The sequence below is a fragment of the Pedobacter sp. GW460-11-11-14-TSB4 genome (genome assembly GCF_059423705.1).
Map to the genome: position 1 here is coordinate 71599 of NZ_JBWKYI010000015.1, position 20043 is coordinate 91641.

Annotated in this window: 18 protein-coding genes; 8 read left to right on the forward strand and 10 right to left on the reverse strand. The window is 38.5% G+C overall.

Features of this window, described 5'->3' with window-relative positions:
- Positions 1 to 24 precede the first annotated feature (24 nt).
- The 5 genes from AC07YT_RS15560 to AC07YT_RS15580 all read right to left on the reverse strand — a co-directional run bounded on the left by AC07YT_RS15560 (position 25) and on the right by AC07YT_RS15580 (position 4995).
- On the reverse strand, positions 25 to 321 hold the full coding sequence (locus AC07YT_RS15560; RefSeq protein WP_086547345.1) for a type II toxin-antitoxin system RelE/ParE family toxin: 297 nt from the start codon (positions 319 to 321) through the stop codon (positions 25 to 27).
- Positions 315 to 542 (reverse strand): hypothetical protein, encoded by a 228-nt coding sequence (locus AC07YT_RS15565; RefSeq protein ID WP_086547344.1) that lies wholly within the window; start codon positions 540 to 542, stop codon positions 315 to 317. Before AC07YT_RS15565 ends, AC07YT_RS15560 begins: the two co-directional genes overlap by 7 nt.
- Positions 543 to 797: 255 nt before the next feature.
- A complete protein-coding gene (locus tag AC07YT_RS15570; protein WP_057933642.1) occupies positions 798 to 2078 on the reverse strand; it encodes an adenylosuccinate synthase in 1281 nt (426 codons plus the stop codon).
- A 38-nt stretch (positions 2079 to 2116) separates the two neighbouring features.
- Positions 2117 to 2614 (reverse strand): Fur family transcriptional regulator, encoded by a 498-nt coding sequence (locus AC07YT_RS15575; RefSeq protein ID WP_086547343.1) that lies wholly within the window; start codon positions 2612 to 2614, stop codon positions 2117 to 2119.
- A 173-nt stretch (positions 2615 to 2787) separates the two neighbouring features.
- The gene (locus AC07YT_RS15580; protein WP_055906427.1) at positions 2788 to 4995 is read right to left on the reverse strand and encodes a RelA/SpoT family protein; all 2208 of its coding nucleotides are present in this window, start codon (positions 4993 to 4995) and stop codon (positions 2788 to 2790) included.
- 109 nt (positions 4996 to 5104) lie between these two features.
- On the opposite strand from AC07YT_RS15580, the gene AC07YT_RS15585 reads away from it, so the two are divergent.
- The 4 genes from AC07YT_RS15585 to AC07YT_RS15600 all read left to right on the forward strand — a co-directional run bounded on the left by AC07YT_RS15585 (position 5105) and on the right by AC07YT_RS15600 (position 8468).
- Positions 5105 to 5719, forward strand: coding sequence for a DUF4294 domain-containing protein (locus AC07YT_RS15585; protein WP_086547342.1), 615 nt, complete (start codon positions 5105 to 5107; stop codon positions 5717 to 5719).
- Between the two features lie 6 nt (positions 5720 to 5725).
- Positions 5726 to 6238, forward strand: a complete 513-nt coding sequence (locus tag AC07YT_RS15590) for a glutathione peroxidase (protein ID WP_086547341.1) — start codon at positions 5726 to 5728, stop codon at positions 6236 to 6238.
- A 7-nt stretch (positions 6239 to 6245) separates the two neighbouring features.
- A complete protein-coding gene (gene bshB1 / locus AC07YT_RS15595) occupies positions 6246 to 6962 on the forward strand; it encodes a bacillithiol biosynthesis deacetylase BshB1 (RefSeq protein ID WP_086549384.1) in 717 nt (238 codons plus the stop codon).
- Positions 6963 to 7106: 144 nt separating this feature from the next.
- The gene (locus AC07YT_RS15600) at positions 7107 to 8468 is read left to right on the forward strand and encodes an acyl-CoA dehydrogenase family protein (RefSeq protein WP_086547340.1); all 1362 of its coding nucleotides are present in this window, start codon (positions 7107 to 7109) and stop codon (positions 8466 to 8468) included.
- A gap of 407 nt (positions 8469 to 8875) precedes the next feature.
- Here AC07YT_RS15600 and AC07YT_RS15605 read toward each other — a convergent pair whose 3' ends face one another.
- Positions 8876 to 9277 (reverse strand): hypothetical protein, encoded by a 402-nt coding sequence (locus AC07YT_RS15605; RefSeq protein ID WP_086547339.1) that lies wholly within the window; start codon positions 9275 to 9277, stop codon positions 8876 to 8878.
- A 2-nt stretch (positions 9278 to 9279) separates the two neighbouring features.
- Positions 9280 to 10611: an L-lysine 6-transaminase gene (gene lat, locus AC07YT_RS15610; protein WP_086547338.1), complete on the reverse strand. Its 1332-nt coding sequence runs from the start codon at positions 10609 to 10611 to the stop codon at positions 9280 to 9282.
- 293 nt (positions 10612 to 10904) lie between these two features.
- Between lat and AC07YT_RS15615 the strand changes: the two genes are divergently transcribed.
- Complete coding sequence (locus tag AC07YT_RS15615; RefSeq protein WP_086547337.1) at positions 10905 to 14306, forward strand: T9SS type B sorting domain-containing protein; 3402 nt, start codon at positions 10905 to 10907, stop codon at positions 14304 to 14306.
- A 126-nt stretch (positions 14307 to 14432) separates the two neighbouring features.
- Here AC07YT_RS15615 and AC07YT_RS15620 read toward each other — a convergent pair whose 3' ends face one another.
- Complete coding sequence (locus AC07YT_RS15620) at positions 14433 to 15185, reverse strand: SDR family NAD(P)-dependent oxidoreductase (RefSeq protein WP_086547336.1); 753 nt, start codon at positions 15183 to 15185, stop codon at positions 14433 to 14435.
- A gap of 98 nt (positions 15186 to 15283) precedes the next feature.
- Between AC07YT_RS15620 and AC07YT_RS15625 the strand changes: the two genes are divergently transcribed.
- The 3 genes from AC07YT_RS15625 to AC07YT_RS15635 all read left to right on the forward strand — a co-directional run bounded on the left by AC07YT_RS15625 (position 15284) and on the right by AC07YT_RS15635 (position 17686).
- A complete protein-coding gene (locus tag AC07YT_RS15625) occupies positions 15284 to 15649 on the forward strand; it encodes a winged helix-turn-helix transcriptional regulator (protein ID WP_086547335.1) in 366 nt (121 codons plus the stop codon).
- Positions 15650 to 15774: 125 nt separating this feature from the next.
- Positions 15775 to 16080, forward strand: coding sequence for a GNAT family N-acetyltransferase (locus AC07YT_RS15630; RefSeq protein WP_086547334.1), 306 nt, complete (start codon positions 15775 to 15777; stop codon positions 16078 to 16080).
- A gap of 190 nt (positions 16081 to 16270) precedes the next feature.
- Positions 16271 to 17686, forward strand: coding sequence for an alpha-L-fucosidase (locus AC07YT_RS15635; RefSeq protein WP_086547333.1), 1416 nt, complete (start codon positions 16271 to 16273; stop codon positions 17684 to 17686).
- Positions 17687 to 17928: 242 nt separating this feature from the next.
- On the opposite strand, the gene AC07YT_RS15640 is transcribed toward AC07YT_RS15635, so the two are convergent.
- Together AC07YT_RS15640 and AC07YT_RS15645 are read right to left on the reverse strand one after the other, a co-directional pair.
- Positions 17929 to 18798, reverse strand: a complete 870-nt coding sequence (locus tag AC07YT_RS15640; protein ID WP_086547332.1) for a 1-aminocyclopropane-1-carboxylate deaminase/D-cysteine desulfhydrase — start codon at positions 18796 to 18798, stop codon at positions 17929 to 17931.
- Between the two features lie 142 nt (positions 18799 to 18940).
- The gene (locus AC07YT_RS15645; RefSeq protein ID WP_086547331.1) at positions 18941 to 19969 is read right to left on the reverse strand and encodes a DUF6588 family protein; all 1029 of its coding nucleotides are present in this window, start codon (positions 19967 to 19969) and stop codon (positions 18941 to 18943) included.
- Positions 19970 to 20043 lie beyond the last annotated feature (74 nt).

Consider the following 20043-nt stretch of genomic DNA (forward strand, 5'->3'; position numbering starts at 1 on the left):
AAATGAAGGAGCAATTAATGTTTTTTAAGGATTCATTTTGGTGTGTCTAATCCTTAATATCCTTATAATTTGGTTTTCGTTCCGGTATGAAACTCTAAAATGATGCTTTTCAGAAGCACGGTATGTACCATCATTGTCTGTTTTATATTGATCAATTTTATGTTTTTCCGGATGGTTAGCAATATTGGCTACAGCATGAGTTAAATCATTAATAACCCTGGTTGCGTTTTGAATAGACTCTTTACTAATATACTTATATATTTCTCTTAGTTGGTTTTGTGCAGGTTTGGTCCAGACGATTTCAATATTATTGGTTACCAACTTTTAATCTCATTTAATAACTTATCATGAGAGATATAATTACCACTTTTAAACTCATTTTCAGCGGCTAAAAGCTCATTGTTATATTCCTCAATAGGTACGTTTTGATTTTCTTTTTTTCCTTTTATAAACGCTTTAAGCATTTTTACTACAGAAGTTTTTTCGGCATCGTCTAGCTGAGTAAAATAATTAAGCATTTCGCTTTCTATGATAGTTGCCATAATAAAAATGTTTATACTTAAAAATAACTAAATCAATGCTGATAAACAAGTTGTTAAGTGAATTTGCTCTATTGATGGTAAAGAGTTGTCAGCTTTTCCGCTTTTACCATTAAAGTTGACCACGCTGAAAACAAAAAAAAGCAACCCTTGCAGGTTGCTTTTTTTTTGGTCTTCACCCTGAATTTATTTCAGGGACTATTAGTTAACGAACAATATAGATGCTGAAATAAATTCAGCATGACGAACTGAGTATTATTAACGTAACTCTAAAGTTTGTGCCCTATCTGGTCCTACAGAAAGGAATTTGATTGGCACTTCTAATTCTTTTTCTAAGAAGGCAATATAATCAGTCAATTTAGCTGGAATTTCATCCACAGAAGTTATTTTAGTTACATCGGTAGCCCAACCATCAATGGCTTTTAATACTGGTTTTGGTTCGATAGAAATGATGTCATACGGCATATAATCAATCGTTTCGCCATTATATTCATAGTGGGTACAAGCATAAATGGTATCGAAAGTATCCAGCACATCAGCTTTCATCATAATTAACTCGGTTACACCGTTTAACATGATGGCATATTTTAAAGCAGGAAGATCAATCCAGCCACAACGACGTGCGCGACCTGTAGTTGCACCAAACTCGTGACCTAAAGCGCGTAAATTTTCGCCAACTTCATTATCTAATTCGGTAGGGAAAGGACCACCACCAACGCGTGTGCAATAGGCTTTGAAGATACCATAAACAGCACCAACTTTATTAGGTGCAATACCTAAACCAGTACAGGCACCAGCAGTGGTCGTGTTACTTGAGGTTACGAAAGGATATGAACCGAAATCAACATCCAGTAATGTTCCCTGTGCACCTTCTGCTAAAACCGCTTTTCCTTCTTTTAAGAAGCCGTTTACATAATGTTCGCTATCTACGTGGGGAATGGTTTTTAAGAATTCGATTGCTTCGAAGAATGATGCTTCTTTCTCAGCCAGTTCATATTCGAAACCTTCGTAATGCGAAAGAATTTCAGTGTGTTTTTCTACCAATTTAGCATAACGCTCTTTGAAATCAGGTAGGGTAGTATCGCCAACACGTAAACCGTTACGGCCGGTTTTATCCATATAAGTTGGACCAATACCTTTTAAAGTTGATCCAATTTTATTTTTACCCATGCGTGCTTCGTTAGCAGCATCCAATAATTGGTGGGTTGGTAAAATTAAGTGTGCTTTACGGGCAATTACCAGTTTGCCATCGGCAACAGGATCATGACCAGCTTTTTTTAAATTATCTAACTCTCTTTTTAGGATAATAGGGTCGATTACTACACCATTACCAATCAGGTTCATGGTTTTTTCGTTAAAAATTCCTGAAGGGATAGTGTTTAAAACGAATTTTTTGCCATCGAACTCTAAAGTATGTCCGGCATTTGGGCCACCCTGAAAACGGGCAATAAGATCATATTTTGGACTTAGTACATCAACGATTTTTCCCTTTCCTTCATCACCCCATTGCAGGCCGAGAAGTACATCTACTTGCGTCATTATTTAATAAATTAAGCTGGTTTTATTTGTATTATGATTTAATTTTGTTCAATTTTTTCGGCTGTTACTGCACTTTCGCTTACTTTTCTGGCCATACTGCAATCAGAGCAGAAGCCATAAAGGTTTAACGAATGGTGTTTAACATCAAATTTTAAAAGATCACCAACCATGGTTTGGATCTGGTGGATTCGGGGATCGCAGAATTCTACTACTTTACCACATTCGATACAAATTACGTGATCGTGCTGGCGGTAACCATAGGATTTTTCGAATTGTGCCATGTTTTTACCAAACTGGTGCTTGGTAACTAAATCGCATGAAACCAATAACTCCAATGTGTTGTAAACCGTAGCACGACTTACGCGGTACTTTTGGTTTTTCATGTGGATATAAAGGGTTTCTACATCAAAGTGATCGTTTCTTGAATAGATCTCTTCCAGTATAGCGAAACGCTCTGGTGTTTTACGTAGATTTTTGTTTTCTAAATAAGCCTCAAAAATCTTGCGAACGAGCTCATTTGTTTTTTGTTCTGACATAGTTTTTAAACTCCATTCAAAGGTAGGTAAATTGTTTGATTGTTATAGCGTTTGATTGTTGAAATGTTGTAATAAGTCGGAGGTCGGAAGACGGCTGTCCGAAGTTCAATTTGCAAATAGCGTGTAACTTAGCATCTAGACTTCTGACTCCGGACTTCTGACTTTCGGACTAACTATGCATCAAACCGCGTTACGCCTGTAACACCTCTCACTTTTAATAAATTTTTAATCAGGTTTTCCAGGTGTTCGGTATCGTTTACAAAAATCATAATCGAACCATCAAAAATCCCTTCATTGGTATCAACCGTAATCGATCTCATATTTACTTTAAAGTCGGTAGAAATTACCCGGGTAATGTTGTTGATTAAGCCAACATCGTCAATACCTACAATGCGTAAACCAGTTAAGAAAGTTAATTCCTGTTGTTTGTTCCATTTTGCTTTGACTACGCGATAACCATAATTGGCCATTAACTGCGCCGCATTCGGGCAATTGGTGCGGTGTATCTTTATGCCTTCACTCACAGTGATAAATCCAAAAACATCATCGCCTGGTATGGGGTTGCAACAGGCGGCCAAGGTATAATCAATGCGCTGCATGTCTTCGCCGATCAGTAAAATATCAGATTCTCCACCTTTAATTTTACTCTTGATTCCGTCAACTGAAAGGTTTTCAGGACGTTCTGGTCCGCGGTTTTCAACTTCTTTCTCACTCGATAGATACTCTTTTATATCTTTTAGCTCGATTTTTCCTAAAGCAACATTGACAAAAAGTTCTTGGGTAGAAGGCAGTTTAAAGAAATAACTAAGCTTTTGTAAATTATCGGTATTATAGGTGATTTTTAATGATTTCAGCTTCCTTTCTAAGATTTCCTTGCCATTTTCGGCAATTTTCCGCTTTTCTTCCTTTAAAGATGACTTAATTTTTGATTTAGCTTTAGCAGTAACCACTACATTCAGCCAGTCTTCTTTAGGGGTTTGTTTGCTCGAGGTGATAATTTCTACCTGATCACCATTTTGAAGCTTGTACGAAATAGGAACCAGCTTGTGGTTCACTTTTGCGCCGATACAGGTGGCACCTACATCGGTATGGATTTCGAAAGCAAAATCTAATGCGGTAGCACCTAAAGGCAATTGGATTAAAGCACCTTTTGGCGTGAAAATAAAAATCTCATCCGAGAAAAGGTTCATTTTGAAATCATCCAGGAAATCTAAAGCATTGGCTTCAGGATTACTCAGCATTTCACGAACTTTCTGGATCCATTGATCTAATCCATTATCGTTACTCGATTCTTTATATTTCCAGTGTGCCGCAAAACCTTTCTCTGCAATTTCGTTCATACGTTGTGTACGGATCTGTACCTCAACCCATTGCCCGCGGGGTCCCATTACCGTGGTATGTAAACTTTCGTAACCATTTCCTTTTGGTGAGGAAACCCAATCGCGTAAACGATCTGGATTTGGGCGGTATAAATCGGTTACAATGGAATATGCTTTCCAGCAATCAGCCTTTTCATTTTCTGGTGCCGAATCCAAAATAATCCGGATGGCAAAAAGATCATAAACCTCTTCGAAAGGAATATTTTTCTTTTTCATCTTATTCCAGATGGAGTGGATTGATTTTGGTCTGCCATAAACATCAGCCACTAAACCCTGTTCGTGAACAATTTCATCAATTGGTTCTACGAATTTTTTGATGAAAAGCGCACGTTCTGCTTTTTTCTCATTTAATTTTTTTGCGATGAATTTGTAAGTGTCCGGGTCGAGATATTTCATCGAAAGATCTTCCAGCTCTGATTTTATGGCATATAAGCCCAGGCGATGGGCCAGTGGTGCATACAGGTAAATGGTTTCTGAAGCGATTTTAAGCTGCTTGTGGCGGGGCATAAAATCCATGGTACGCATATTATGCAAACGATCGGCAAGTTTGATGAGGATAACCCTTACATCATCAGCCAGGGTAAGCAGCATTTTACGGAAATTCTCGGCCTGCAAAGAGCTATTGGTGTCGAAAACGCCAGAAATCTTGGTCAACCCGTCGATAATTTTGGCGGTTTTTTTGCCAAATTCACGTTCAATATCTTCTAAAGTGATATCGGTGTCTTCTACCACATCGTGCAATAAGGCACATACAATAGAAGTTGTTCCAAGTCCGATTTCTTCAGCAGCAATCTGCGCCACCGCAATAGGATGGTAAATATAGGGTTCGCCAGATTTTCGGCGCATATCTTTATGGCTTTCCAATGCCATATCAAAAGCTTTCCTGATTTCTTTTTTATCGCCCTTCTGTAAAGTAGATTTGCTTGCCCGTAATAATGCCCTATATCTTTTTAGAATTTCTTGCTTTTCCGCCTCTAAATCAATCACTAACTCTGTTTTCATTTGTATTTTTTGCGTAAAAATTGCGTCTTATTTATGAATAAAACTTATATTAGTTTTGTGAAACAACTAATATATGAAATAACACCTAACTTTGTAAAAGTATAAATTTATGAAAATTAAAGGGCTCTTTTTTCTTTGTATTGTAATGATTTGTAGCATTTCGCTACGAGCTCAGGATCCTGCGGCACCAATATTTCCTAAATTGGGTAAAAGCGATACAATAAGAGTAGCCTCAACAAACGATAATGGTGTAATGATTCCGTGGATGCAGCTTAACGATGTATCTATTTATGCCGCCAGAATCTGGAAATCGCCGGCAGAACAAGCTGCATATAATCGCCTAAGGTATAACGTATTAAAAGTAATGCCATATGCATTGTTTGCTAAGCGCAGGTACGAGCAACTGGAGCAGGATTTAGCCCGGACCCCAGAGAAAAAGGAACAAAAACAACTGGTTAAGCAATGTGATAAAGAAATTAAAGACATGTTTAACCGCGAAATCAAAGAATTAACGATTACACAAGGTCAGATTTTAACGAAACTGATCGACAGAGAAGTGGGTAGAACAACATACGATATTGTGAAGCAAACCAAAGGTGGTTTTGCTGCATTTTCGTATCAGATTGTGGCCCGCGTGGTAGGACATAATTTAAAAAGCACTTACGATCCGAATGAGGATAGGGATATCGAATCCATTATCCGCACTTCAGGATTTTATCAATAACATATAATGCAGGAACGCATTCCGAATATTTATTCATTTAAGGTTAAGAAAATTAATGGCGAAGAACAGCCGTTATCAGCCTACCGGAACAAGGTTATTTTAATTGTAAATACCGCATCAGAATGTGGTTTTACGCCGCAATTAAAGGAATTACAGCAGCTTAAAGACGAAATTAATAGTCCTGATTTTGAAATCCTGGGTTTCCCTACGAACGATTTTGGAAAACAGGAACCACTAAACGGTGCTGATATCTCCTCTTTTTGCGAGGTTAACCATGGTGTAAAATTTCCTGTTTTTGATAAGATTATGGTTCGGGGCGCACATGCCCATCCGCTTTATCAATTCCTGAGTGAGAAAAAGCAAAACACAAAATTAAGTTCGAAACCCCGTTGGAACTTTCATAAATATATCGTGAACAGAAATGGCGAGCTGGAAGATTATTTTTTACCCTTCACCAAGCCATTAAGTTCGAAAATTAAAAAGAAAATTCAGCAACTGCTGAACCAAAATGCCCAATAATTACATCATGAAGTTAGATATTTTAGTTATAGCCGTGCATCCTGATGACGCAGAACTTTGCTGTTCAGGTACTATTTTAAAACATATTGCCCTTGGTAAAAAAGTTGGAATTGTAGATTTAACCAGAGGCGAACTGGGTACACGAGGTACAGCAGAAACAAGAGATGAAGAAGCAGCAGCCTCGGCGGAAATTTTAGGTTTACATGCCCGTGAAAATTTAAGATTGAGGGATGGCTTTTTTCAGAATGATGAGTTTCACCGTTTGGAAGTGATTAAAGCCATCAGGAAATATCAACCCGAAATTATTTTAAGCAATGCTTTAGAAGACCGTCACCCTGATCATGGAAGAGCAGGCGATCTGGTTTACGATTCTGTTTTTTTATCAGGCTTACCAAAAATAGAAACTTCAATTGATGGTGTTCAGCAGGAAGCACATCGCCCACGATTATTATTGCAATACATTCAGGATAGATACTTAAAACCTGATATTATTGTGGATATATCTGATCATATAGATAAGAAAATTGAATCTATTAAGGCTTTTAAAACACAGTTTTATAACCCTGAGGTGGATGGATTGCAAACTTATATTTCGTCGCCGGAGTTTTTCGAAAGTGTGATTGGCCGTGCCAGGGAATTCGGTAAAAGCATTGGTGCCACTTTTGGCGAAGGCTTTACTTCGCGGAAGCTATTAGGCGTTGATAATTTATTTGATTTGAGGTAAAGGATTAACCACCTAAGACACCTGAGAACACCTTAGGCGGTGCACTATTTTAAATTGCTCAGATGATCTCAGGTGCTTTAGGTGGTGGGGAAAAAACAGCCCAACAAAACTACACTTCGTTTGTTATTCTCAAAACGAATAATAATGGCGAATATATTCTCTTCTCTCAAAAACGCGTACAATCTTTTCAAACATATTGACTTCGATAAATTAGAGGCTTTATCGAAAAAAGTCGACTTGCCCAAAATGGTCGAAACCATATCCAACCTGGATGATAAACAAATCCAGGGGATGATGAAAATGATGGGTGGATCGGGTAAAAAGAAAGAATTACCGCCAATTGAAGGCGATTTTTACCATTTGGGCGATGAGGCGTTAAAAGATGAAGATCGTGAGCTTCAGTTAAAGGTACGTGCCTTTTTAGAGAAGGAAGTAAAACCCATTGTTAACCATTACTGGAACAAGGCAGAATTCCCCTTCGAAATCATTCCAAAACTTGCCGAACTCAATATCTGTGGTTTAACCTACAAAGGTTATGGCTGTCCGGGGAAATCGAATTTAATGGAAGGGATTTTAGCAATGGAAATGGCGCGGATTGATACCTCCATTTCTACTTTTTTTGGCGTACAGAGTGGCCTCGCCATGGGATCAATCTATTTATGCGGCTCAGAGGAACAAAAACAGCAATGGCTGCCGCTAATGCAGCAATTTAAAATTATCGGGGCGTTTGGCCTAACTGAACCTGAAGTGGGTTCGGCAGCAGCTGGAGGCTTAACCACCACCTGTAAAAAAGTTGATGGCAAATGGGTATTGAACGGACAGAAAAAATGGATCGGTAACGCTACTTTCGCCGATATTTTAATTATTTGGGCACGAGACGAAGAAAGTGGCGAAGTGAAAGGCTTTATTGTAAAAAAAGATAATCCTGGTTTTGCCGTAGAAAAAATGCAGGATAAAATGGCCTTGCGGATTGTGCAGAATGGCATTATTACATTAACCAATTGCGAAGTTGAAGAAGCTGATCGCCTGCAAAATGCAAATTCATTTAAAGATACGGCTAAGGTATTACAAATGACAAGGGCAGGTGTGGCCTGGCAGGCGGTTGGCTGTGCCCGTGGAGCCTACGAAAATGCTTTGGATTATACCCGTACGCGAAAACAGTTTGGTAAACCTATAGCTTCTTTTCAATTAATCCAAAACCACCTGGTCGAAATGCTGTCGAACTTAACGGCGATGCAAACGCTCTGTTTTCGCTTGTCGCAATTACAGGATCAGGGTTTGTTGAAAGATGAACATGCCTCTTTAGCTAAAGTATTCTGTTCGTTAAGAACACGCGATGTGGTAAGCAGGGCAAGAGAAGTGATGGGTGGGAATGGTATTTTGCTCGAATATAACGTAGCGCGGTTCGTGGCGGATGCGGAAGCAATTTATTCGTATGAGGGCACAAAAGAAATTAATACGCTGATTGTAGGTCGGGCCATAACAGGTTTTTCTGCTTTTGTTTAATTTTAAAATAGTTTGTCCGTCTAAGCATAGTCGAAGACCCATGCTGTGCAATTAATAATGAAATTTTAGGATTTGGAAATGATTGTCAGTATTTCATAGGTACTGTAGTCCTGCCATTCGCTACAATCCTTTTGCGGTTTTGTAGTGCTAACATACTAAGGGTTGCTGCAAGCAAAAAGGATTTCGCTGCTGTCAGGTTTATTGAAGAAGGGCTGGTTCTCCGGGAACTAACTTTGTTTATAAACCCGATTGTCGTGAATGACGATTCTTTACCGATAAATCGGCACTAGCTTAGCATCGGCAGAAACAAAAGCGGGACTGAAGATGCCAAATGTACCATACCCTTCATTTCCAAATCAATAAGCATTAACCTCTAGGTAATTAACTTTCCAGATTTTACATTCTGTTTAATAAGGATGTTTATTAAATGCTACCTGACTCATTGCACTTTTTTCATATAAGGCAATGCAGGCCTTGTTAAATTGTGGATCAAAATTTACTTCTCCGGGTTGCAATGTTTTTGGAACATTTTCGCTTTGCATGAAGAAGTAAACTTTTGTATTACCGTATTTGGTATGGGGCATTAAATTGCCATAATCTTCCATTTCTTTCCATACCGAATCTTTAACCGTTACAATGTAAATCCGTTGTACAGGACCAGTGTTATTTGCGTTTCTATACTTTGCAATTTCTTTAAAACCAGCTTTCATATCTTCAATTCCAGGCTGATCAAAAACATCTTTAACCATGAAAAAGATCAGTATTAAAACCCCTGCAACTACAAAATAAACTAACAATTTTCTATTCATGCCTACAATAAAGGCAATATTTTATCCATAACCGTCAAGCCTTCGTCAATATGTTTTTGCTCAATGCAAAGTGCCGGGCGAAAGCGAATGGTTTTCTCTCCACAGCCCAAAAACATCACATTGTTTTCCAATCCTTTAGCAATAAATGTATTGCGCATTTCTTTGGTAGGGAAATCAAAAGAACACAACAAACCTCTTCCGCGCACATTGGTCATTTGATCGAACCTGTGCGATAGATTTTCGAGTTGATCTTTTAAATACAAACCTACTTTTGTAGCATTCTCACAAAGCTGATCTTCCTCTACAATTTGTAAAATCTGTGTCGAGCGCACCATATCCACCAGATTACCGCCCCAGGTAGAGTTAATCCGGCTCGGCACTTTAAATACATTGGTTTCAACTTGATCTACTTTATGGCCAACGAGGATGCCGCAAACCTGCATTTTTTTACCAAAAGCCAAAATATCGGGCCTCGCTTTTTCGCTAAAATGCTGGTGGCACCAAAATTTACCGGTTAAACCAACGCCGGTTTGCACTTCATCATAAATCAGGAAAGCATCATTTTCATCCGCCAGAGCCTTGATTTGAATTAAAAACTCTTCCCGCAGGTGGTTATCGCCACCTTCAGATTGTATGGGTTCTACAATGATGGCGCAGATATCATCTTTATTATCGGCGATTGCTTTTTTGATCTGAGCTAAAGATGTTTCTTCGGTTTGAATGGCATGACTTAAATTATTTCCGGAAAGCGGAAATTTCACTTCCGGAACAGCAACCCTTGGCCAATCGAACTTCGCAAACCATTTGGTTTTATCGGGTAGCGTATTAGTTAAGCTTAAAGTATAACCCGTTCTGCCATGAAAAGCCCTTTCGAAGTGTAAAACTTTAAAACCTTTTTCTTCTGTGTATCCTTTTGCAAAGTTTTTCTGAACTTTCCAGTCCATGGCTACCTTAATTGCATTTTCTACGGCCAAACCGCCGCCTGCAATAAAAAAAGCATGGGGCAGATAATCAGGAATACCAACTTTAGAGAATGTTTCAACAAACTGTGCATATTGCTGCGTGTACACATCGGAGTTAGATGGATTGGCCAAAGCCGCGAGGAAAAGATTCTTTTTAAACGCTTCATCATTGATCATTTTAGGGTGGTTATAACCCAAAGGAACTGATGCGAAACAGGTAAAAAAATCGAGTAAAGTTCTGTTGTGTTTAGCATCGTAAATGTAAGCACCATGACTCTTTTCCATATCATAAGTCAGGTCGAAACCATCGGCCAAAATGTGCTTACTTAACGATTCGTTAACGCGATCTGCAGGTACTGTTAATTGATACATAAACTTGGATTTGGTATATTCCAAATTTAGTTAAATGTGCCTAAAATCAAAATTTAAGCACTTTTTGTACCCGTAGCATAAAAAATAGGTTTAAACTGTTTAAAGTATGATTATAGACAAAATCGGATTTTGGACTTCACAGATGTGGAAAACTTTTTTACAGGAAAGTTCCATTTAAGAGCTCGTTGTTCAAATAATTACCTTATTGAATGCTTTGCAAACTCATTGCATAGACAGTTATATTAAACTCTACAGGTTTTATATATTTGCACGTCTAAATTTTCTTATTAAACATGCGAAAGATTATCGCTCTTCTGTTACTTTTTGTTTTGTGTTCGTATGCTTTAAGAGCTGCTGTTTTCACTGTTAGCAGTAATGCAGACAATGGGATAGGTTCATTAAGGGAAGCGCTGCAAATGGCGGCAGCTAATGGTATTGCCGAAACAGACTATATTTATTTCAATATCACCAATCTGCCGGCTCTGATTAGTATAGAGAGCCCATTAATACTTTCGTCAAACTTAATAATCGATGCCACAACTTTATCTGGACCTGGACTAGGCTTATCTAGCGCAAAAGTAACCATGAAAACCAGTATATCCTACATTTCTAATATAACTCCGATTGGTTTTTCAGGCACGAATTTAAAGAATCTGGAAATCTACGGCTTTTACTTTTCTTTTTTTGCCAATGGAGCCTCAAGATCGTCTACTCCAATCTCTCTCAATAATTGCGAAAATATTATTATAGGGGCGCCAAATAAAGGAAATGTATATGGTAACATCGATGTGAATATTAATATGTTCAAGTGCAATAAAATCAAAGTTTCAAACAATTGGTTTGCCTTCAATCCGGAACGTACCGAATTATTGGGAACTGCATTTGGTTCTATGTTAAGGTTTTATCAATGTGATAATATTGTAATCGGGGGTGATACCAAGGCAGAAGGCAATCAGTGTGGATATATTTACAATGGCATGCTGATTACCGGTATTGATCCATCTACACAAAGTGCGCAGCAAAGAGGTGAAATCTGCGTGATTAAAAATAATGTTTTTGGCGATGAGCTGCTTAAAGGTGGTTTATCAGAACCGCATAACATTCAAAATTTCAAAAGAGTAGAACTACTTAATAATTTTACTTCGATGAGTGCCGGTTTCAGTTTTAAGGATATATCGGTTACAATGCTTATACAGGGGAATAGCTTCGGTGTAGGTGCGCTAAATGCCCAAGGTTCTTATGCGCATTCTTTGCTTAATTTCGATGCTTGCAATAACGTATTGATCGGTGGAAAGGATGGAGCACAGGCAAATACATTGGCCAACAACAAATATGGAGGATTTGGACCAGGTGTTTATGCAAATAATTGTGGTGATATCCTTTTGCAGAGAAATTCGATTTATTGTACTGCACAGAGCATTGTTTATAAACCTGAAAATAGCAAGGTAGAGCTTCCGGTGATAAGCATTACAAGTTATAGTAATGGAACGCTGATTGGTACAGCTACTCCTAATGCTGAAATTGAAGTATATACCGATGGCGAATGTATGCAATGTGAAGCTAAAGCTTATGCCGCAACTACTACGGCCGATGCATCAGGTAACTGGAGTATCACTATTCCTTCTGATATCGGTTTTACCGCATCAGCTAGCATAAATAACCGGACATCTAAATTCCTTGGCCTCAGCTTTCTGGCTGGAAATGTTATTGTTAAAAATACCAGTTGCGGCCTGGCCAATGGATCCATTAAAGGTTTAAAAGTTCAGGGGGCAACACGCATACAGTGGAAAGATAGTAAGGGTAATTTTGTAGGAAATACAGAAGAACTAATAAATGTTAAACCTGATATATACACCTTTCAGGCATTTTTAGGTACCACCTGTAAAACACAAACTTTATCCTATCAGGTAAAAGACGGGCAGCCTCAGCTTTTTACGGGCATTATGTCTATTAGTCCTGAAAACTGTAATCAATCAGATGGCGGAATTAAAAATCTTTTTATATCTAACCAAAGTGATTTTACCACAAAATCATTGAAATGGATAAATGAAAAGGGAGAAGTAAAAGGAAACAGTTTGACCCTGAGCAACGTGAAAAGTGGGAAATACACATTACAGGTACTGACTTCTGATGACTGCTCCGCAATTTTTGGTCCTTTCGAAATTCTGGCTAAGGGTGTGCCTTCAATAGACAATGATAAGGTTAATGTTACTAAAGCTGGCTGTGGCAGCGCAAATGGCAGCATTACAAATATTATTGTTTCAGGTGTGGGTAAAATTAAACTGGTTTGGAAGGATGGAGAAGGAAAAATAATCAGCCGAGATAGTGAACTAACTAATGTACCTGGGGGAAAGTATTATCTTGAGGTAAGTGATGAAGGTACTTGTGGAGCGGCGTTCTACGATTTTGATATTCCGATATTAAATGCAATAACCATAAGCGATCAAACAGCAGACATACAAAATGCGAGCTGTATGGCAGATGACGGTTATATTAAAAAACTTGTTATTACATCTTCAGATGCCAATTTTAACTTTAAATGGATTAACGGATCTGGTGCATTGGTAGGGGATAAGCCTGAACTCGAAAATTTGGCTGCGGGAAAATATACCTTAATCGTTAGTAATGGGTACTGTACAGCTAATCGTACTTTTAACATCATCCGACAAAGTCCCGAAGCTTATCCCGATTTTCCATTTGCGGTTACGCCTGCAACCTGTAATTTGAACAATGGTGCAATTAAAGTAAATGTCTCAAGTTACCAGGGGGCGGTCAGATTTAAGTGGTTAAATGAGGCAGGAGCACAAATAGGTGATAATAATGAAATTTTAAATTTAAGTGAAGGAAATTATCAGCTTTATCTACAAGATGAAAACGGATGCGAGAGTTTTTATAATTCCTATGTAATTAAAAAGATTATTCCGCTTTTAATTGATGCTGAAAGTGCAAATATTATGGATGATCGTTGTGGAATGGGGGTAGGGTCTATTACAAATATTTCTATTCAGGGTGGTATTGTTCCCTATCAATATGTTTGGAGAAATGCTGATCATGAAATTATATCTACAAAAGCTGAATTAAACAATGTTAAGAAAGGTATTTACACTTTAACCATAACAGATAATAGTAACTCCGTTTGTTCTGAACAAAGCCTCAGTTTTACAATTTCCAATTTAGGAGAAGTCATCAGTCCGCCTATTGTAAGCCCATCTTTGCTTTGCGCAGAAGGTGATGGTATGATCAGGGCTAGTGCCGCCACTTCAGGAGTCTTTAATCTGTATGATAAAGCTACAAATGGAAATTTATTGGCCAGTAATGAAACGGGTATTTTTAAATTGAAAATATCAAGGTCTTCTACTTTCTTCATTAGTTTGGCAAATGGAACATGTGAAAGTGAAAGGGCTGCTGTACCTGTTATATTTTCTGAAAAGACAATAGAGATTCCCAGTTCAATTAGTCCTAACGATGACGGGATTAATGATATATGGCAAATCAAAAATATTAATCAATATCCTAAGGCAAGTGTGAAAGTTTTTAACAGAAATGGCAATGTGGTTTTTACCTCTGAAGGTTATCAAAAATCTTTTGATGGAAAGATGAATGGTACAGCACTACCTGCAGGTGTTTATTTTTATGTAATCAATTTAGCTCCAGACTGTAAGCAATTTAGTGGTAGTCTTACAGTTCTACTGTAATTATGTTTTAAAACAGCGAAAGTTATATAGACTCATTTTTTCTATGGGCTTTGATCGTTTATAAACTGCTTCATCGTAAATTCGATAAACTGATTGATTCTCTTATTTCCTGTTTAATAGTAAGTATCAGAATGCCGAACGCCTTGCTCCGCCATCCACCACCGAAACCGTTCCTGTTACATATTTAGCCCGTGGCGAAACCAGGAAAACAGCCATATTTGCCATATCCTGCACTTCACCAAAATCTTGCAAAGGGATTTCACTTTCTGCATATTTCCGGCGTTCATCGCCAGGGAAATAAGGCTTGATGTTTTCAGTGTCGATAAGTCCCGGTTTCAAACAGTTTACCCTGATTCCATATTTGCCCAACTCACCGGCAAGTTGTTTCGACCACATGGCCACTGCCGCCTTGGCCACCGCAGAAACATTTAGGGAGCGTAATTCGTAAGTACTGGTCAGATTAAGTATTGTGCCTTGTTTCCGGTCTATGAAATGTGGTAATAACGCTTGCGTGAGTAGCCTGGGCCGCTCAAAATCTAAAGCCATCGATCTGGTCCAGGGTTCTTCCGGACCTGCAACATCTACAGGCTGACTTTGCCCTGCATTATTGATGAGGATGTCGATATGGCCAAGTGAAGCTAAGGCTGCGGTGGCAATTTTGTAAGGTGCGTCAGACGCCAATAGGTCTTGTGCAAAAACAATGGGAGCGGGGCTGCCTTCGGCAACAATCTCAGTGAAAAGGTTATCTAATGATTGTTGGTTGCGGCCTGTGGCAAAAACTTTTACCCCTTCTTTTGCCAGTTCTTTTGCTATTGCTCGGCCAATTCCTTTAGAGGCTCCGGTTACCAATGCCGTTTTTCCGGTTAAATATAAGTCCAAATTTTCTTGTGATTAAAATGACCTTGCAATAATAAGCCATACCACGTATTTTTATAGGATACACCACCATTTGTATGGTACAAACAAATTTGTAAGTAATGACGGCAAGAAAAGAAAATTCGACCTATACCCTCAACGAAAAATTTATAACAGATTGCGATTTGACTTACGCCGCCAACAAAATAGGCGGGAGATGGAAAATTGTAATATTGGATAAACTTGGAAACCGAAAATTGAGGTTTAGCGAACTGAAAAGAGAATTCCCATATATAACAGAACGGATGTTGACCTTGCAATTGCGTGCATTAGAGCAGGACGAGCTGGTTAAAAGAACCGTTTATGCAGAGGTTCCGCCTAGGGTAGAATATGAGCTAACGCCGATAGCCTTGGATTTTCTCCCCATTTTTTGTCAATTAAGTGCCTGGGGTAAGAAGAATAAGGCGCTAAAGAATGCCAGGTCATAAAACAGTTAAGGTATGATGATCGATATACATAAATCAACAGATATTGGTTACCTTTAATCGATTTGGCAGCTATTTAATACTGCATCAGTGGAGCATCAAATTTTAAAAATTATATTAAGTAAATTATGGCAGAAGTTAAATTAAATATCCAAAAGGAAGAGCCGAGCGCCTTCGAACTTTATGATGAAGGTGAAAAATATGGAGAAATGGTTTTTGATATTCAGGGAGGAGACCTAACCGTTTATCATACCGAAATTGATCCCGAAAAAGAAGGCAAAGGTTACGCAAAGCTATTGCTTGATGCAATGGTCAATTATGTGCGTACAAATAAGCTGAAGGTAATTCCACTCTGCCCTTATGTACACCTGCAATTTAAACGCAACGAAGAACTTTACGCTGATATCTGGAACAAAGTGCGTGAAAACGATTGATCGGTAAACAATAACCACACAGATTATGCAGCATAAAATTACAAATCAGCGCTTTTCTGCGCAATTTGCAGGAGGTGATATGCCCCTTTTTATGTTGAACATAACACCAGATATATTGTGCAATATCGTTTAAGAAAATTAACTTTACCGAAAAACCATTCCACATTCTTAAACTATACTACGCACAAAAATGAAACTCGTAACCATTCAGAAAAACGTTTTAGTAATTGTTTTCATGCTGCTTTCCTTCGGCGCCTCAGCGCAAGAGACTCCTACTGATGCCTCGAAGAAATTAAATACACTTCAGCAGCAATTTGTTGACCTGCGTTTTGGCATGTTCATCCATTATAACATTCCAACTTATGCAAATGCAGATTGGCCTGATCCTGAAGCTTCTCCAAAATTGTTCAATCCTAAAAAGCTCGATGCAAACCAGTGGGCCAAAGCGGCTAAATCGGCTAACATGAGTTATGGCTGTTTAACCACCAAACACCACAGCGGATTTTGTATCTGGGACACCAAAAGCACCGATTATAATGTAATGAACAGTCCTTATGGAAAAGATGTGGTAAAGCAGTTTACCGACGCTTTCCGGGCAAATGGATTAAAAGTGATGCTGTACTATTCCATTTTGGATACACACCATAAATTGAGACCCAATCAGATTACGCCAAAACATATCGATATGATTAAACAACAATTAACCGAGCTGTTAACCAAATACGGCAAAATTGAAGCTTTAATTATTGATGGTTGGGATGCACCCTGGTCGAGAATCTCTTATGATGATGTGCCTTTCGAAGATATTTATACTTTGATTAAAACGCTGCAGCCTGATTGCTTAGTGATGGATTTAAACGGCGCAAAATATCCATCTGAAGGACTTTATTATACTGACATTAAAACTTACGAAATGGGCGCAGGTCAGCGGATGCCCAAAGAAAGCAAAGTGATGCCAACTTTAGCTTGTTTACCTATTAATACTTCATGGTTTTGGAAAACCGATTTTCCAACGGTTCCGGTAAGAAAACCTCAGGAAATTGTAGATGGGTTAATTAAACCTTTAAATGCTGCAAGCTGTAACTTTATTCTCAATGTAGCGCCAAACAAAGATGGTTTAATTGATGATAATGCACTGGCTGCCTTAAAAGAAGTTGGCCAATTATGGAAGAATGAAGGGCCAACCAAAACACTCCCGCCATTGGCTTTGCCGATCATATCCAGTAACCTCGCCAAAAGTCAGGCAAGCAACTCGAGCTGGAGCAACGATATGAATATTATGGACTTTGCAAATGACGATAGCTACAGGTCATCATGGGAATCGAATAGTGCGGTCACAAATCCTTGGTACGAAGTTGATTTTAAGAATGAAAAAGCTATAAATATGATTGTTGTAGCAGAGCAAAAAGAAAATATAGATACTTATGTACTTGAATATTGGAACGGTGCGGAATGGAAAAAAGCTTTTGAGGGAAAAAATGAAGACCGCATTAAAATTCACCGCTTCGATCGCATTTGGACCAGTAAAGTTCGCATCCGTATTACACATGCCAAAGAGACACCATCCATTGCCGAATTTCAGGTTTTTAATGAAAGAAGATCATAAAAAGAACTAAATGCCGATGATGTGAGCTGATTTATTATTCAATGTATATAGATAGTGCATCTTCATCTATTATATTGTAGCCTTGCTCTATTTTTATTTCATTCCAAAGAAAGGAGCGATACTTTTATAACAAGAATCAAATCACGGGACGATTTTAGAGATCTTATTGGGGTTCCTCAGCAATGAGGACCCTTTTTTTATTCAGTTTGTTTTTGGAGTCTATAAATAATGAAGGCTGTTTGTTAAAACTTATCCTTCATGCCAAATATCCCCATTAGCCCGCCCGTATGAATGGCCAGTACTTTTTCATCTTTACCAATAATGCCTTGTTTTACCAGGTCCTGGATGGCATAAAACATTTTCCCCGTATAAACCGGATCTAAAAGCAGTCCGGTTTTTGAAGTAAAGGTTTTGATAAAACTGATCAATTCAGGAGTGGTTTTTGCATATCCGCCAAAATGATAATCGAGGTGAAGCTCAAGATGATTGGATAGGGGAGTATATTTAGCTATTTCATCTTTAATAAACAAGCCCCCTTTTAGTACGGGTATGATATGGAGTTTTGTGCTTAAACCCTGTTGCTGGATACCGTTCAATAAGCCTGCAGCAGTGGTTCCTGTTCCGGCAGCACAAAAAATGTGGTCGTATGTTTCTGTCAATTCGCTGATTACCTCTGCGCAGCCTGTAGTGGCTTCAGCCGAGGCCCCGCCTTCATCAATAAAATAAGCCTGCTGGTCATTTCCAAAATGCTGTTGAAACAGTTTTTGCTTATCCCGGTAACTTTCGCGGTCGGTGAAAATGAGTTTCATTCCAAATAAACGGCACAGCAATAATAGCTCATTCTTTACCTCTTCGCCACGTACAAAAGCGGTAGCGGTTAAGCCTGATCTAGATGCTGCGGCTGCGGTGGCTACAAGGTGATTAGAATAGGCGCCCCCGAAGGTAACCAGATGCGATTTGTGTGCTGCTTTGGCCCTGGCTAAAATATATTTTAGCTTCCGCCATTTATTGCCTGAAATATAAGGGTCAATAAGATCATCCCTTTTAACAAACAGGTTGTTGAAAGGTGCAAATGTTATTTTTTGTACAGGACTATATATTTCTTCGAACACGTGTAAAAATAAATAAAAGCGGTATCATTAATTTGAATTAGAATATGTCAGGTTGAGCCTGTCGAAACGGTTTAAATATATAAAACCTCCTTCGACAAGCTCAGAATGACCATACTACCTTAATAATACCACGTTATATTAATTACTTGCCAATACCGAAACCGAAACCAGCATTAACCATACTGTATTTTGCAGCAGTATATGAACCATAAAATTTAAAGAAACCGAATTTCAACTGGAAGCCTAAACTTCCCCTTACGCCGTCAATATCCGTTTGTTTCACCGAAATGGGATCAACATAAGTGGCATTGCTACCACCATCTTCAAATTTATAAGTACCAAGTGCCTTTAAATTGGTGTTCGAGGTTTGGTAACCGATGCTGGCAAAAGGGGTGAAGAACAGGATCTTTTTAGAAACGATGGCGTCAAAATTTACACCATTGAATTTGGCATCAATATGCTGATCTGAATTTGTCGTATTATTGATATTCAAAGGCAAATTATATTTGTACTGGGTAAAACCTCCTGCTATTGCAATATCAACAGGAACTAATTTCTCTGTAGTTGAACCCATAAAAAGCGGTAAAAGTTCAACTTTAGCACCGAAGCCGATCATTGATAAGCTGCCTAAGTCGCTGCCTAATTTAATTTTTGGCATCGCTCTTAAAGTAACATCAATGTTTTTAGGTAAGCCCAAAGTAGCCTGTATCTGCAATGATGGAACCACATGGAAACCTACACCTTGAGGAAGGTTAAAAAACTTACCTGTAGGGATACCACTGCTTGTGTAAATTTGCATTTTGCCACCTTCATGGTCATCACCAAATGCCGTCGGGCCTATGGAAGATGCACCGGGTGCGGGTTTAATGTTGCTTAGTCCTAATGCATTTACATCATAACTTCTGCCCGATTGAGGGACAAAAGCTGCCGATCCGGAAACCCTTACATCAAACTTTAAAAATCCTTTCGATTTCGCCGTGTTCGACCATCCATCAGTCAATCCCAAACCCAAACCTTTGTACAAAGGGTCAAAATAGGCATTTACCAATTTAGTTGCATCAGCCGGTCCGCCCACAAACAGGTCTCCAACATCTTGTTGGGCACTTGCTTTTTGAGCCGTTACCAATAAAAATAAGGCGCATAACGCCTTTAAAGAGTAGCATTTTTTCATATAAAAAATTTAGAATGTTTTGATTGACAGTAAAGATAGGGCTGTTTTTCCGAAAACTGCAATCATTGAAAAAT

Coding starts and splice junctions, on each gene's coding strand:
- AC07YT_RS15565 (WP_086547344.1), bottom strand. CDS start 542: ATGGCAACTATCATAGAAAGCGAAATGCTTAATTATTTTACTCAGCTA.
- AC07YT_RS15570 (WP_057933642.1), bottom strand. CDS start 2,078: ATGACGCAAGTAGATGTACTTCTCGGCCTGCAATGGGGTGATGAAGGA.
- AC07YT_RS15575 (WP_086547343.1), bottom strand. CDS start 2,614: ATGTCAGAACAAAAAACAAATGAGCTCGTTCGCAAGATTTTTGAGGCT.
- AC07YT_RS15580 (WP_055906427.1), bottom strand. CDS start 4,995: ATGAAAACAGAGTTAGTGATTGATTTAGAGGCGGAAAAGCAAGAAATT.
- AC07YT_RS15585 (WP_086547342.1), top strand. CDS start 5,105: ATGAAAATTAAAGGGCTCTTTTTTCTTTGTATTGTAATGATTTGTAGC.
- AC07YT_RS15590 (WP_086547341.1), top strand. CDS start 5,726: ATGCAGGAACGCATTCCGAATATTTATTCATTTAAGGTTAAGAAAATT.
- bshB1 (WP_086549384.1), top strand. CDS start 6,246: ATGAAGTTAGATATTTTAGTTATAGCCGTGCATCCTGATGACGCAGAA.
- AC07YT_RS15600 (WP_086547340.1), top strand. CDS start 7,107: ATGGCGAATATATTCTCTTCTCTCAAAAACGCGTACAATCTTTTCAAA.
- AC07YT_RS15605 (WP_086547339.1), bottom strand. CDS start 9,277: ATGAATAGAAAATTGTTAGTTTATTTTGTAGTTGCAGGGGTTTTAATA.
- lat (WP_086547338.1), bottom strand. CDS start 10,611: ATGTATCAATTAACAGTACCTGCAGATCGCGTTAACGAATCGTTAAGT.
- AC07YT_RS15615 (WP_086547337.1), top strand. CDS start 10,905: ATGCGAAAGATTATCGCTCTTCTGTTACTTTTTGTTTTGTGTTCGTAT.
- AC07YT_RS15625 (WP_086547335.1), top strand. CDS start 15,284: ATGACGGCAAGAAAAGAAAATTCGACCTATACCCTCAACGAAAAATTT.
- AC07YT_RS15630 (WP_086547334.1), top strand. CDS start 15,775: ATGGCAGAAGTTAAATTAAATATCCAAAAGGAAGAGCCGAGCGCCTTC.
- AC07YT_RS15635 (WP_086547333.1), top strand. CDS start 16,271: ATGAAACTCGTAACCATTCAGAAAAACGTTTTAGTAATTGTTTTCATG.
- AC07YT_RS15645 (WP_086547331.1), bottom strand. CDS start 19,969: ATGAAAAAATGCTACTCTTTAAAGGCGTTATGCGCCTTATTTTTATTG.